Origin of the sequence: Bradyrhizobium sp. SZCCHNPS1003, from assembly GCF_032381555.1 — a bacterium.
Lineage (GTDB): Bacteria > Pseudomonadota > Alphaproteobacteria > Rhizobiales > Xanthobacteraceae > Bradyrhizobium.
In genome coordinates, this window is record NZ_JAUHIU010000007.1 from 307,861 (window position 1) to 320,874 (window position 13,014).

A 13,014-nucleotide genomic window follows, 5' to 3' on the forward strand; every position below is an offset into this window, starting at 1 on the left:
CCCACCCGTTGTCGCGGGCGGCAAAAGCTGATATGAGGCCCGCTCTCGTGCGACTGGCGACTTTGGATGGAGCACCATCGGGGAGCGCGGGATTGACCGCCGTGCGCCTGGGCAAATTGAACTCCTGCACAAGGACTCTGCCCATGACCAATCAGCTTCGTCGCGTTCACCGTGCCCTGTTATCCGTTTCCGACAAGACCGGTCTGGTCGAGTTCGCGCGCGCGCTTGCGGCGCGCGGTGTCGAGCTCGTATCGACCGGCGGCACCGCCAGGGCGATTTCCGAGGCCGGCCTGAAGGTCAAGGACGTCTCCGACCTCACCGGCTTTCCGGAGATGATGGACGGCCGCGTCAAGACCCTGCACCCCAAGGTGCATGGCGGCCTGCTCGCGATCCGCGGCAATGATGAGCATGCGGCGGCGATGAAGAGCCACGACATCGCGCCGATCGACCTGCTCGTCGTCAACCTCTACCCGTTCGAGGCCACGGTCGAGCGCGGCGCCGCGTTCAACGACTGCATCGAAAACATCGACATCGGCGGCCCGGCGATGATCCGCGCTGCGTCGAAGAACCACGAGGACGTCGCCGTCGTGGTCGACGTCAACGACTATCACGCCGTGCTCGACGACCTGACGCGGCATGACGGCTCGACCACGCTGCTGCTGCGCCGCCGGCTTGCTGCCAAGGCCTATGCGCGCACTGCCGCCTATGACGCCGCGATCTCCAACTGGTTCGCCGCCACCATCCAGAACGACGCGCCCGATTACCGCGCCTTCGGCGGCAAGCTGATCCAGTCACTGCGCTATGGCGAGAACCCGCATCAGCATGCGGCATTCTACGCGCTTCCCGGCCGCCGTCCGGGCGTCGCCACCGCACGCCAGCTCCAAGGCAAGGAGCTGTCCTACAACAACATCAACGACACCGACGCGGCCTATGAGTGCATCGCCGAGTTCGACCCGGCGCGCACCGCCGCCTGTGTCATCGTCAAGCACGCCAATCCCTGCGGCGTCGCGGAAGGGCCCGATCTCGTCACCGCCTATCAGAAGGCGTTGGCCTGCGATTCGACCTCGGCGTTCGGCGGCATCATCGCGATGAACCGCAAGCTCGACGCCGCCACGGCACGCGCGATCACCGGCATCTTCACCGAGGTGATCATCGCGCCCGACGCCACCGAGGAGGCGATCTCCATCATCGCCGGCCGCAAGAAACTGCGGCTGCTGCTCGCCGGCGCCCTGCCCGATCCGCGCGAGGCCGGCCTGACCGCGAAGACGGTGTCCGGCGGCCTGCTGGTGCAGAGCCGCGACAATGCCGTCGTCGATGACATGGAGCTGAAGGTGGTGACCAAGCGCGCGCCCACCGAGGCCGAGCTGCGTGACCTGCGCTTCGCCTTCCGCGTCGCCAAGCACGTGAAGTCGAACACCATCGTCTATGCCAAGGATTCGGCAACGGTCGGCATCGGCGCCGGGCAGATGAGCCGGGTCGATTCGGCGCGCATCGCCGCGCGCAAGGCGCTGGATGCGGCCGCGGAGCTGAAGCTCGCCGAGCCCCTGACCAAGGGATCGGTCGTCGCCTCCGACGCGTTCTTCCCGTTCGCCGACGGCATGCTCGCCTGCATCGAGGCCGGCGCCACCGCAGTGATCCAGCCGGGCGGCTCGGTGAAGGACGACGAGGTCATCAAGGCGGCTGACGAGCACGGCATCGCCATGGTGCTGACCGGCGTGCGGCACTTCCGGCACTAGCGAGGTCCTCATTGCCGGGCTTGACCCGGCAATCCATCGTCTGAAGAAGAGCGTGTCGAAGCGGGATGGATGCCCGGGTCAAGCCCGGGCATGACGGTCTGAGTTGACCCGCGCCAGCAACACCAGCCCCACCGCAAAGAACGGCACGAGCACGGCCATGCCGGCCTTCTGACTCGCAGTGACCGCGGTGATGGTGCCGATCAGCAATGGCCCGATGAACGACGTCACCTTGCCGGTGAGCGCGAACAGACCGAAATATTGCGCCACGCGCTCCTTCGGCACCATCCGGATCAGCAGCGAGCGCGAGGCCGCCTGCAGCGGCGCGCCGCAGGCGCCGATGATGCAGCCGAGCAGCAGGTAGGCGCGCTCCGGCAGCGAGGCGAACAGCGGGCCGCCGGGCGCAGCCGGCGTGACCGGAATGAACAGAATCGACTCGCGGCTCACCATGAGAATCGCGATGATCGCGAGCAGCAGCAAGGTCATGCTGCCGGCGATCACGCGCTTCGGCCCCAGGAAATCATCCAGCTTGCCGCCGAGCCAGCCGCCGAACGTGCCGGCAGCGGCGAGGATGATGCCGAAGGTGCCGATCTGGATCGTGTTCCAGCCGAACGTGCCAGCGGCATAGATGCCGCCGAAGGCGAACAGCGAGACGAGGCCATCGGTGTAGATCATGTTGGCGAGGAGAAAGAACGCAACGTCACGTTGCTGCGGCAGGCTGCGCAATGTCTCCTTCAACTGACCGATGCCTTCGCGCACGGCCGCGCCCAACCGGTGCCGCGCCGGAAAGTCCGGCGTGAACAGGAACATCGGCAGCACGAACACGATGAACCAGAGCCCGGTGAGCGGACCGGAGATGCGGTCGCCTTCATGGCTCACCGGATCGAGCCCGAACAGCGGCTTGAATCCAAACAGCGTGCGGCCGCTGTCTGGATTGGCGGCGAGAAAGCCGAGCACGATGACGAGCGAGAGGATGCCGCCGACATAGCCGGTGGCCCATCCGGTGCCGGACAGCCGGCCGATGCGTTCCGGCGGCACCAGGGTCGGCATCATCGCGTTGTTGAACACGGTGGCGAACTCGACCCCGATGGTGGCGATCACATAGGCTGCGAGCAGCGGCGGGATCAGCTCGGGCGCGCCGGGACGCCCGATCCACATCAGCGAGGCGCCGATCACCAGCATCGCGCCGAACGCCGCGATCCACGGCTTGCGGCGCCCAGTGGCATCGGCGATGGCGCCGAACACCGGTGACAGCAGCGCGATGACGATGCCGGCCGCGGCGGTCGCAAAGCCCCACAGCGCCTGGCCGCTCGCCGCGTCCGGCGCGACATGCGCCGCGAAATAGGGCGCGAAGACGAAGGTCGTGATCAACGTGAAGTAGGGCTGCGCCGCCCAATCGAAGAAGATCCAGCTGACGACGGCCGCGCGCCCGGGATAGATTCGGCCGTCGGCAGGGCCAGAGGTCTCGATCGTGATGACGGCCATTCGAAAATCCTCTGCAATCACGGCGTCGCATCTCGCGACGATCACGGCGTTGCGTTTTACGCCGGCGACGGGGCCCTATAACATCTGACGATCCCAGGCGGATGTCAGCAACGGCGGAATTGCGATGACCACGTTCACGATTGATCGACGACGGCTCCTTGCGGGTTTCATGCTGTTGCTGGCCGGCTGCCTGCCGGCGCGGGCGCTGGATTCGCAAGCCATCGACATCCCGCAGCCACCCGGTGTCGCCGCGCCGGCGCAGCCGCCCGCTCATGGCATGGTGGTGGCGCAGGAGCGGATCGCGGCCGAGGTCGGCCAGCGCATCCTCGCGCTGGGCGGCAATGCGGTCGATGCCGCCGTTGCCACGGGCTTTGCGATGGCCGTCACCTATCCCGTTGCCGGCAACATCGGCGGCGGCGGCTTCATGGTCATTCACATCGCCAGGACCAACGAGGACGTGGCGATCGACTATCGCGAGACCGGCCCCGCTGCCATCACGCGCGACATCTTCCTCGGCGCCGATGGCAAGCCCGACAATGCCAAGTCGCGCGACTCCGCGCTGTCGATCGGCGTGCCCGGATCGGTCGCAGGTCTCGCGCTGGCGCTGGAGAAATACGGCTCGGGCAAATTCACGCTGGCGCAGTTGCTGCATCCGGCGATCGTGCTGGCGCGCGACGGCATCCCGGTCACCGACGACGTTGCCGTCACCCTGCCGATGATGGCGCCGCGGCTGGCCAAATGGAAATCGTCGGCCGCGATCTTCATTCGTCCCGACGGCACGGTGCTGAGGGAAGGAGACCGGCTGATCCAGCGCGATCTGGCGGCGACGCTCACCGCCATTGCCGAGCAGGGCCCGCGCGGATTTTATGAAGGGCCGGTCGCCGACCAACTCGCCAAGGCGATCCAGGATGCCGGCGGCATCATGACAGCGGACGATCTCAAATCCTACCAGCCGGTGCTGCGCACGCCGGTGCGCGGCACCTATCGCGGCTATGACATCGTGTCGATGCCGCTGCCGTCGTCGGGCGGCACCGTGCTGGTCGAGATGCTGAACATCCTCGAAGGCTTTCCGCTCGCTGAGCTGAAGCAGGGCTCGCCCGCGTCGCTGCATCTGCTGATCGAGGCAATGAAGCGTGCCTATGCCGATCGTGCGCGCTATCTCGGCGACCCCGCCTTCGTCGACGCGCCGGTGCGCGCGATGCTGTCGAAGGACTATGCCGCGCGCCAGCGCGCCGGGATCGATCCCGCGCACGCCACCAGCGCCGGCGACGTGCTCAACACCACGCCGCTGCGGGAGGGTAGCAACACCACGCATTTCTCGGTCGTCGACAATGACGGCAATGCCGTCAGCAACACCTACACGCTGAACTTCCCCTATGGCGTCGGCCTCGTCGCCGAGGGCACCGGCGTGCTGCTCAACAACGAGCTCGACGATTTCACCGCCGCGCCCGGCGCCTCCAACGCCTTCGGCCTGGTCGGCTTCGAGGCCAATCTGCCCGGTCCCGGCAAGCGGCCGCTGTCGTCGATGTCGCCGACCATCGTGCTGAAGGACGGCAAGCCCGTGCTCGTCACGGGCTCCCCGGGCGGCAGCCGCATCATCTCGACCGTGCTGCAGGTGACCGTCAACGTGCTCGACTATCGGATGGACGTCCGACAGGCCGTCACCGCGCCTCGCCTGCATCACCAATGGATGCCCGACGAGGTCCGAATCGAGAAGGGTTTTGCCGATGACGTGCTCGCCGGTCTGCGCGCCCGAGGTCACAAGATCGAGGAGCCGATGGGACGGACCTCGGCCAACTCCATCCTGGTGACGTCCGATGGATTCGTCGGCGCGCCGGATCCGCGCAGCAAGGGCGCCACCGCAGCCGGGCGCTGAGGCGCCGGTTCCCAGGCGATGTCGGACATCGTGGCCCCGGATGACGATTTGCCGCCGCCTGGCGGGGCCCTTCACCCGCTTCCCTCCGTTGGCGTGGTGACCGAGGCGCGTTAGAAGTATACCAGGGCGCAGCGAGGCTCGCCCGCGAGACGGTGTCGGACGTTCTGGTGCATTTGCGAAGATTCGTGGTCGGTCTGCTGGTATTTGCGGCCCTGCTGGTGGCGGGGTGGCTCACCTATCGGCCTGACCGGGCGCTGCGCGTTGCGACCAGCGCGGTCGCCGAGATGATCTGCGCCAAGACCTACGTCTCCGGCCTCGATCCGCAAACGGTGTTTGCGGAGACCATGGAACGGCCCGGTCTGCGCCGGTTGCGGGCCGTAATGCGCTACCGGGTGGAGCCCGACATGCGCCTGGTGGAGGCGTCGCTGCTCGGCCTGCACGCCACCCGCGCCTCGTTTCACGACGGCCTCGGTTGCGTGACGCTCCAGGGCCAGAAGCCGCCTTACCTGCCGCACACCGACGTCGCTGCGCTGCGTGCTGCGGGGCCTGCTCCCGCCCTGCCCGACTTCGCGGAAAACACGGCGGTGGAGCCCAGCGATCCCGCGCTGAAGGCGGCGCTCGATCATGCCTTCGAGGAGCCGGCCAGCCCGCCGTTCCGCCGCACCAAGGCGGTCGTCGTCGTCAAGGATGGTCACCTGATCGCAGAGCGCTATGCGCCGAGCATCGGCGTCGATACGCCACTTGTGGGCTTCTCGATGACCAAGACGGTCACCAATGCCCTGCTGGGCATCCTCACCCGGCAGGGCAAGCTGAGCCCGTCGATCCCGGCGCCGGTCGCGGAGTGGCGCGAGGCCAGAGATCCGCGCCACGACATCACGATCGAGCAGTTGATGCGCATGACATCAGGCTTGGCGCTGGACGAGACCAATTCCGGCTTCGATCCGTCGAGCCAGATGGACATCCACCGCGACATGGCGGCGTTCGCGGTGCATGCGCCGTTGATCGCGCCGCCCGGCCAGCGCTGGGCCTATTCGAGCGCGAGCGCCCAGATCCTGGCGCGCATCATCCGCGACGCCGCCGGGGGACCGGAGCAGACCATCGAGCTGGCCTGGCGCGAGCTGTTCAACCCGCTCGGCATGCGCAGCGCGACGCTGCAATACGATGGGAGCGGGACCGTTCAGGGCTACGGCAACATGCTGGCGAGCGCGCGCGACTGGGCGAAGCTCGGACTGCTCTATCTCGGCGACGGCGTCGTCGGTGACCGGCGCATTCTCCCGGAAGGCTGGGTCGCGATGTCGGCAACTGCGACGCTGGACACCGACTACGGCGCCGGGCTGTGGACCAACCGCAGCCAGCATTTTCACGCGCAGGGACGTGCCCGCGCGGGAATGCCACCGGACGCGTTCTTCGCCTTCGGCCTGCTCGGCCAGCGGTTGGTGATCATGCCGAGCCAGCGCATGGTCGTGGTCCGGCTCGGCGATTCCGTGGATCCGAACGGCGACATCAAAGGCGTCGCCCGGCTGGTGCGCGAGGTGATTGCGGCGACCGCGGCGCCGGCGACGGCCACAAAATAGCGCTCAGCGGCCGACCTCGTAGGGCCCGCCCTTCTCCAGCGCGATCTTGTAGGCAGGCCGCGCCTCGATGCGCGCGAGGAAATCCATCGCCCGCGGATGGCCCTGCTCCAGGCCGCCGCGCGATGCCGCCGCCTGCAGCGGGAAGCTCATCTGGATGTCGGCCGCGGTGAACGAATCGCCGGCGAACCACTCGCTTTTCTGCAGCTCGCTTTCCCAGAACGCCATGTGCTGCTTCAGCTGCGGATTGACCAGTGTGCTCAAGGCCTGGTTCGACACCTTGCGCACGATCGGACGCAGCAGCGCCGGCGCTCGCTTCGGCATAATGTTGAACAGCAGCTTCAGCAGCAGCAGCGGCATCGCCGAGCCCTCGGCGTAATGCAGCCAATAGGAATAGCGCAGCCGCTCCGGTGTCTTCGGCGGCGGGATCAGGCGGCCATTGCCGTAGGTCTCGATCAGATATTCGACGATGGCGCCGGATTCGGCGACAGTGTTGCCGTTGTCGGTGATGACAGGCGACTTGCCGAGCGGGTGGATGGCGCGCAGCTCCTTCGGCGCCCGCATGTCGGGCTGGCGCTCGTAGCGAATGATCTCATAGGGCACGCCGAGCTCCTCGAGCAACCAGAGCACGCGTTGCGAGCGGGAATTGTTGAGGTGGTGAACGGTCAGCATGGGGTTTCCAGGGACGGATCGGGTGGCGGGCGCCGTTCCGTAGCAGGACAGGACGGGTTCGGCGAGGCGCGGGGATCCTCACCCCGGCATGAAATAATTACCCGGGTAATATTGACTTTAATTTCACCCGGGTTTTATTAGGGTTATCACATGGGACTGCCGATATGGACACCTTCACCGCATTTGCCGGCCAAACCCGGGTTGCCGCCGGGCCGCTGCCCAAGGTGGCACTGGTGCTGAAACACGCCGCGCCGGGCACCGAGCCGATCGTGATTTTCAGCGACCGCACCGGGCAGCCGATCGACCTCGATCTGCGCGGCAGCGACCGGGAGATCCTGGCGCGCCTGCCGGTCGAAGCCGGCGCGGCCGCGAACCAAGGGCCGACCGAGCCGCGTGGCCGCGGCCGGCCGAAGCTCGGGGTCGTGGCCCGCGAGGTGACCTTGCTGCCGCAGCACTGGGACTGGCTGAACGCGCAGCCGGGCGGTGCCTCGGTCGCACTGCGCAAGCTGGTCCACGACGCCCGCCGTGCCAGCGGCGACACCGACCGCGCCCGTGAGGCACGCGATGCGGCCTATCATTTCATGTCCGGGATCGGCAGCAACCTGCCGCAGTTCGAGGAGGCGTCGCGGGCGCTGTTCGCCGGCGATCTCGGCCGCTTCGCCGCCTTGATCGCGGACTGGCCGGCCGACATCCGCGACCACGCCGTCGCGCTCGCGCACCGCCACCGCGCCGAGTGAGATCGGCTGATTTCAACGGCCAATGAGAGCGGCCGTTCGCGGCCGCTCTCATTCCAATTCCTCGCAACGCGACCGTACTCCGAATGAAGAGCGGTCGACGGAGAAACATGCCGTGTCGCCGCCAACCGCCTCGCTGCGCAAGCCGTTCCTGACGTTCGTCGTTCCGATGATGCTGAGCAACATCCTGCAGTCGCTGTTCGGCACCATCAACAACGTCTATCTCGGCCAGATGATCGGCGTCGATGCGCTCGCCGCGGTCTCGGTGTTCTTCCCGGCGATGTTCTTCTTCGTCTCCTTCGTCATGGGCCTCGGCTCAGGTGCCGGCGTTCTGATCGGCCAGGCCTGGGGCGCCGGTGAGCCCGCGAAGGTGAAGCAGGTCGCCGGCACGACGCTGACCATTGCGCTGCTGCTCGGCGGCCTGATCGCGGTATTGGGCGGCGTGTTCAGCCGCCAATTGCTGACCGCGCTCGCCACGCCCGCCAACATCCTTGATGCAGCCGCGGGCTATGCCCGCATCATGATGATCACGATGCCACTGACCTTCGCCTACATCCTGCTGTCGTCGCAGATGCGCGGCGTCGGCGACACCGTGACGCCGCTGGCCTCGCTCGCCGCATCGACCACGCTCGGGCTGGTGCTCACCCCGGTCTTCATCCGCGGCTGGCTCGGCGCGCCCGTGCTCGGCGTCGCCAGCGCCGCCTGGGCCTCGGCGATCTCGACGTTGACGACGCTGGCCTGGCTCCATGTCCATCTGCGCCGTCGCAAGCACCCGCTGGCGATCGATGCCGCGTTCCTGCGGGGCATGCTGCCGGACGCGAAACTGTTGCGGGCGGTGTTGCGGCTCGGCATCCCCGCCGCGATCGGCATGATCGTGATGTCGCTGGCCGAAATGGTGCTGATCGGCCTCGTCAACGGCTTCGGCTCGGACGCGACGGCGGCCTATGGCGCGGTCAATCAGGTGCTCGGCTATGTGCAGTTTCCGGCGCTGTCGATCGCGATCTCGGTCTCGATCTTCGGCGCCCAGGCGATCGGCCGCGGCCAGGCCGAGCAGATCGGCGACATCGTGCGCACGGGCATCGAGATGAACGTGGTGCTGACCGGCGGCCTGGTCGCGATCGGCTATCTGTTCTCACGGGTGCTGATGGGACTCTTCATCACCGACCCTGCCGTCATCGAGGTGGCGCAGCATTCGCTGCACATCGTGCTGTGGAGCTCCGTGCTGTTCGGCATGTCCATCACGTTCTCGTCGGCGATGCGCGCCTCCGGGACGGTGTGGATGCCGCTGGCGATCTCGGCGTTTGCGATCGCCGCGATCGAGGTGCCCGCCGCCACCTGGCTCAGCCGCAGCATCGGGCTCGACGGCGTCTGGCTCGCCTATCCCATCACGTTCGCCGCGATGATGCTGCTGCAGATGAGCTATTATCTCCTGGTCTGGCGCAAGCGCACCGTGCACAGGATGATCTGATGCACCCTCGATGCCTCCCGGCCGCTGGAATATGATGACCGTCATAAAACCCTGGACGGGGCTGCTGCGCTGGACCACAATGCGAAAAATCGAGGAGACCGCCCATGAGCCGTCCGGCGCCAGAATTCATGTTCGACTTCGGCAGTCCCAACGCCTATCTGAGCCACGAGGCGATCCCGGCGATCGTGAAGCGGATCGGCGTCCAGTTCTATTATGTCCCGGTGCTGCTCGGCGGCATCTTCAAGGCGACCAACAACAAGTCACCGGCCGAGTCACTCGCCGGCATCAAGAACAAGCGTGAATTCCACGAGGTCGAGACCCAGCGCTTCCTCAAGCGCTATCAGGTGCAGCCCTGGGTCTGGAACCCGTACTTCCCGGTGAATACGTTGAACCTGATGCGCGCGGCGATCGCGGCCGAGCTCGAGGGCGTGTTCGAGGCCTATGTCGACGCGGCGTTCCACCACATGTGGCGCGAGCCGAAGAAGATGGACGATCCCGAGATCGCGATCGCCGCGATCACATCGTCCGGGCTCGACGGGGCCAAGCTGTTCGCCCGCGCCCAGGAGCCCGAGGTCAAGGCGAAGCTCGTGGAGAACACCCAGCGCGCGGTCGAGCGCGGCGCGTTCGGCTCGCCGACGTTCTTCGTCGGCAATGAGATGTTCTTCGGCAAGGAGCAGCTGCGCGACGTCGAGGAATACATCCTGGGCAAGTGATCGCCGTCATCGCGAGCGCAGCAACGCGATCCCGCCGCAAAGCAAGGCTGGATTGCTTCGTCGCTTCGCTCCTCGCAATGACGCTGGAGTGAGATCGGGAGAGCAAGCATGCAACAGCGCAACGCTACCGTCGCGGTCGTCGGGGCCGGCGACTACATCGGCGCCGAGATCGTCAAGAAATTCGCGTCCGAAGGCTTCACGGTGTTCGCCGGCCGGCGCAATGGCGAGAAGCTCGCGCCGCTGGTCGCGGAGGTCGAGGCCGCTGGCGGGCGGATCGTGGCGCGCGCGCTCGATGCCCGCAAGGAGGACGAGACCACCGCCTTCCTCAACGACGCCGACAGGCATGCGCCGCTCGAGGTCCTGATCTTCAATGTCGGCGCCAACGTCAATTTCCCGATCCTCGAGACGACGGACCGCGTGTTCCGCAAGGTCTGGGAGATGGCGTGCTGGGCCGGCTTCGTCACCGGGCGCGAGGCCGCCCGGCTGATGCTGCCCCGCGGCGGCGGCAAGATCTTCTTCACCGGCGCGACCGCCTCGCTGCGCGGCGGCTCCGGCTATGCCGCCTTCGCTTCGGCCAAGTTCGGCCTGCGCGCGGTGGCGCAGGCGATGGCGCGCGAACTGATGCCGCAGAACATCCATGTCGCCCACCTGATCATCGATTCCGGCGTCGATACCGCCTGGGTGCGCGAGCGCCGCGCCCAACTCTGGGGCAAGGAGGCGCTGGACAATCCCGACCTGCTGATGCCGCCGGCCTCGGTCGCGGGTGCCTATTGGCAGCTCTACCAGCAGCCGAAGAGCGCCTGGACCTTCGAGATGGAGATCCGTCCGTTTGGCGAGAAATGGTGAGAAGCGATGGCGAACAGGGAGTAGCGAGTAGGGCATGGTGGCCATCCCCATTCGCTACTCGCCATTCGCTATTCGCTCCTGCATGATGAGACCTCGCTGAGAGAGAGGACCTACCCATGCGTATTCTCGTCGTCGGCGCCGGCGCCATCGGCGGCTATTTCGGCGGCCGGCTGCTGCAGTCCGGCGCCGATGTCACCTTCCTGGTCCGCCCGCGCCGCGCGGCTGAACTCGCCAGTGCCGGCCTCGTGATCCGCAGTCCGACCGGTGACGTCACCCTCCCCAATCCGCCGACCGTACAGGCGGACACTCTGAAGCAGCACTTCGACGTCGTGCTGCTGAGCTGCAAGGCCTACGACCTCGACGATGCGATCACCTCGTTCGCGCCGGCCGTGGGTCCGAACACCGCGATCATCCCGCTGCTCAACGGCATGAAGCATCTCGACGTGCTCGACGCCAGGTTCGGGCGCGCGCGCGTGCTTGGCGGGCTCTGCGCCATCGCCGCGACCCTGAACGAGCAGCGCGAGGTCGTGCAGTTGCAGCCGATGCAATCGCTGAGCTTCGGCGAGCGCGACGGCGGATCGTCGGACCGCGTCCGCGCGATCTTCGAGATTTTCCGGCGCGGGAATTTCAATGCGTCGGCCAGCGACCACGTCATGCAGGACATGTGGGAGAAGTGGGTGTTCCTGTCCTCGCTCGCTGCATCGACCACATTGATGCGTGCGCCGGTCGGCGTGATCCTGACCGCGCCGGGCGGCAAGGATTTCCTGCTCGGCATGCTCGACGAATGCAGCGCCACCGCTGCGGCCGCAGGCTACCCCCCAGCCGGCGCGTTCTTCCAGCGCGTCTCCGGCATGCTCACCGCGGAGGGATCACCGATGACCGCCTCGATGTTCCGCGATCTCAGCGCCGGCCTTCCGGTCGAGGCCGATCACGTCATCGGCGATCTCGTCGCCCGCGCCGATGCCGCCAAGGTCCCGGTGCCGCGCCTGCGCATATCCTACACGCAGCTCAAGGTGTACGAGGCGCAGCGGCAAAGTTGACCGCAGTGGCCGGATAATCAGGCGATTCAGGTTGATCAGGCACAGTCCCGCGGCAAGTACAGGTGTCGTCCCTGCGAACGCAGGGACCCATACTCCGCGGCCGTGGTGAGGCAGGCAACTCGCAGCGAAGTCCCTCGATGGACTCCGCGGTATGGGTCCCGGATCGGCGCCCGCCTACGCTTCGCGTCGGCAGGCTTGTCCGGGACGACAGCTGTGGGTGTGGCGCGAGACCCCATCCCATCACCAGCAACTACAGATGCGCCAGATAATGCGCCAGCGCCGTGATCTCCTCGCCGCTTAGCGGATAGGCAACATCGGTCATCGCGGCCTGGCTGCCACCGACGCGCTGGCCGGACTTGTAGTCGTGCAGCGCCTTGACGAGATATTCCTCGCGCTGGCCGGCGAGCCGCGCCACGCCCTTGGTGCCGGCATAGCTGTCGAGATGGCATGAGGCACAGCGCCGGCCGGCGGCGGCTTGCGCGCCTTTGGCCGACAGATCCGGATCGTTGTCCGGCGGCGCCTTGGCCGGCTGCAGCGAGGCGAAATAGGCGCCGAGGTTGCGGATGTCCTCGTTGGTGAGCTGATCGACGATCGGCTTCATCGCCTCGTTCTTGCGCGTGCCGGCGCGGAAGAACACGAGCTGCCACTGGATGAACTGATCCTGCTGGCCGGCGAGCGAAGGAATGTTCTCGGTCTGCGAGATGCCGTTCTCGCCGTGGCAGCCGGCGCAGAGCTCGGCCTTGGCCTTGCCCGCTTCGATATCGGCGGCATGGGCCGGAGGCGCCGCAAGCATGAGCATCAGCGCGGCGGCCATCACCTGGTGCATTCTGGAGGTCCCTGGATTCATCGCAGGCGTTCTCGCTCCCATCATTGCTT

Annotated in this window: 11 protein-coding genes and 1 riboswitch; of the genes, 8 read left to right on the forward strand and 3 right to left on the reverse strand. The window is 66.9% G+C overall.

What is annotated here, in order from left to right:
- Window positions 1-39: 39 nt before the first annotated feature.
- Window positions 40-120, forward strand: a riboswitch (ZMP/ZTP riboswitch).
- Window positions 121-143: 23 nt separating this feature from the next.
- On the forward strand, window positions 144-1,736 hold the full coding sequence (purH, locus tag QX126_RS14085; protein ID WP_315777314.1) for a bifunctional phosphoribosylaminoimidazolecarboxamide formyltransferase/IMP cyclohydrolase: 1,593 nt from the start codon (window positions 144-146) through the stop codon (window positions 1,734-1,736).
- Between the two features lie 78 nt (window positions 1,737-1,814).
- On the opposite strand, the gene QX126_RS14090 is transcribed toward purH, so the two are convergent.
- Window positions 1,815-3,218 (reverse strand): MFS transporter, encoded by a 1,404-nt coding sequence (locus QX126_RS14090; protein WP_315781713.1) that lies wholly within the window; start codon window positions 3,216-3,218, stop codon window positions 1,815-1,817.
- A gap of 169 nt (window positions 3,219-3,387) precedes the next feature.
- On the opposite strand from QX126_RS14090, the gene ggt reads away from it, so the two are divergent.
- Together ggt and QX126_RS14100 are read left to right on the forward strand one after the other, a co-directional pair.
- Window positions 3,388-5,094 carry a gamma-glutamyltransferase gene (gene ggt / locus QX126_RS14095; RefSeq protein ID WP_315740737.1) on the forward strand — a complete coding sequence of 569 codons (1,707 nt, stop codon included), beginning with the start codon at window positions 3,388-3,390 and terminating at the stop codon, window positions 5,092-5,094.
- A gap of 167 nt (window positions 5,095-5,261) precedes the next feature.
- On the forward strand, window positions 5,262-6,668 hold the full coding sequence (locus tag QX126_RS14100) for a serine hydrolase (protein WP_315781715.1): 1,407 nt from the start codon (window positions 5,262-5,264) through the stop codon (window positions 6,666-6,668).
- A gap of 3 nt (window positions 6,669-6,671) precedes the next feature.
- Here QX126_RS14100 and QX126_RS14105 read toward each other — a convergent pair whose 3' ends face one another.
- Window positions 6,672-7,337, reverse strand: a complete 666-nt coding sequence (locus QX126_RS14105) for a glutathione S-transferase (protein ID WP_315740652.1) — start codon at window positions 7,335-7,337, stop codon at window positions 6,672-6,674.
- Between the two features lie 164 nt (window positions 7,338-7,501).
- Between QX126_RS14105 and QX126_RS14110 the strand changes: the two genes are divergently transcribed.
- From QX126_RS14110 to panE, 5 genes are all read left to right on the forward strand, one after another.
- Window positions 7,502-8,074, forward strand: coding sequence for a DUF2239 family protein (locus QX126_RS14110; protein WP_315781717.1), 573 nt, complete (start codon window positions 7,502-7,504; stop codon window positions 8,072-8,074).
- Window positions 8,075-8,240: 166 nt separating this feature from the next.
- The gene (locus QX126_RS14115) at window positions 8,241-9,539 is read left to right on the forward strand and encodes an MATE family efflux transporter (protein WP_315781756.1); all 1,299 of its coding nucleotides are present in this window, start codon (window positions 8,241-8,243) and stop codon (window positions 9,537-9,539) included.
- Window positions 9,540-9,643: 104 nt separating this feature from the next.
- Window positions 9,644-10,252: a 2-hydroxychromene-2-carboxylate isomerase gene (locus QX126_RS14120; protein ID WP_315781719.1), complete on the forward strand. Its 609-nt coding sequence runs from the start codon at window positions 9,644-9,646 to the stop codon at window positions 10,250-10,252.
- Between the two features lie 108 nt (window positions 10,253-10,360).
- A complete protein-coding gene (locus QX126_RS14125; RefSeq protein ID WP_315781721.1) occupies window positions 10,361-11,098 on the forward strand; it encodes an SDR family oxidoreductase in 738 nt (245 codons plus the stop codon).
- Window positions 11,099-11,214: 116 nt separating this feature from the next.
- The gene (gene panE, locus QX126_RS14130) at window positions 11,215-12,138 is read left to right on the forward strand and encodes a 2-dehydropantoate 2-reductase (protein WP_315781723.1); all 924 of its coding nucleotides are present in this window, start codon (window positions 11,215-11,217) and stop codon (window positions 12,136-12,138) included.
- A gap of 250 nt (window positions 12,139-12,388) precedes the next feature.
- Here panE and QX126_RS14135 read toward each other — a convergent pair whose 3' ends face one another.
- Window positions 12,389-12,964 (reverse strand): c-type cytochrome, encoded by a 576-nt coding sequence (locus QX126_RS14135; RefSeq protein ID WP_315781725.1) that lies wholly within the window; start codon window positions 12,962-12,964, stop codon window positions 12,389-12,391.
- Window positions 12,965-13,014: the final 50 nt, after the last annotated feature.

Excerpts from the sequence above, each read along its gene's own strand:
- QX126_RS14120 (WP_315781719.1), top strand. The coding sequence starts at position 9,644 with ATGAGCCGTCCGGCGCCAGAATTCATGTTCGACTTCGGCAGTCCCAAC.
- QX126_RS14135 (WP_315781725.1), bottom strand. The coding sequence starts at position 12,964 with ATGCACCAGGTGATGGCCGCCGCGCTGATGCTCATGCTTGCGGCGCCT.
- QX126_RS14115 (WP_315781756.1), top strand. The coding sequence starts at position 8,241 with ATGATGCTGAGCAACATCCTGCAGTCGCTGTTCGGCACCATCAACAAC.
- purH (WP_315777314.1), top strand. The coding sequence starts at position 144 with ATGACCAATCAGCTTCGTCGCGTTCACCGTGCCCTGTTATCCGTTTCC.
- QX126_RS14110 (WP_315781717.1), top strand. The coding sequence starts at position 7,502 with ATGGACACCTTCACCGCATTTGCCGGCCAAACCCGGGTTGCCGCCGGG.
- ggt (WP_315740737.1), top strand. The coding sequence starts at position 3,388 with ATGCTGTTGCTGGCCGGCTGCCTGCCGGCGCGGGCGCTGGATTCGCAA.
- panE (WP_315781723.1), top strand. The coding sequence starts at position 11,215 with ATGCGTATTCTCGTCGTCGGCGCCGGCGCCATCGGCGGCTATTTCGGC.
- QX126_RS14090 (WP_315781713.1), bottom strand. The coding sequence starts at position 3,218 with ATGGCCGTCATCACGATCGAGACCTCTGGCCCTGCCGACGGCCGAATC.
- QX126_RS14125 (WP_315781721.1), top strand. The coding sequence starts at position 10,361 with ATGCAACAGCGCAACGCTACCGTCGCGGTCGTCGGGGCCGGCGACTAC.
- QX126_RS14105 (WP_315740652.1), bottom strand. The coding sequence starts at position 7,337 with ATGCTGACCGTTCACCACCTCAACAATTCCCGCTCGCAACGCGTGCTC.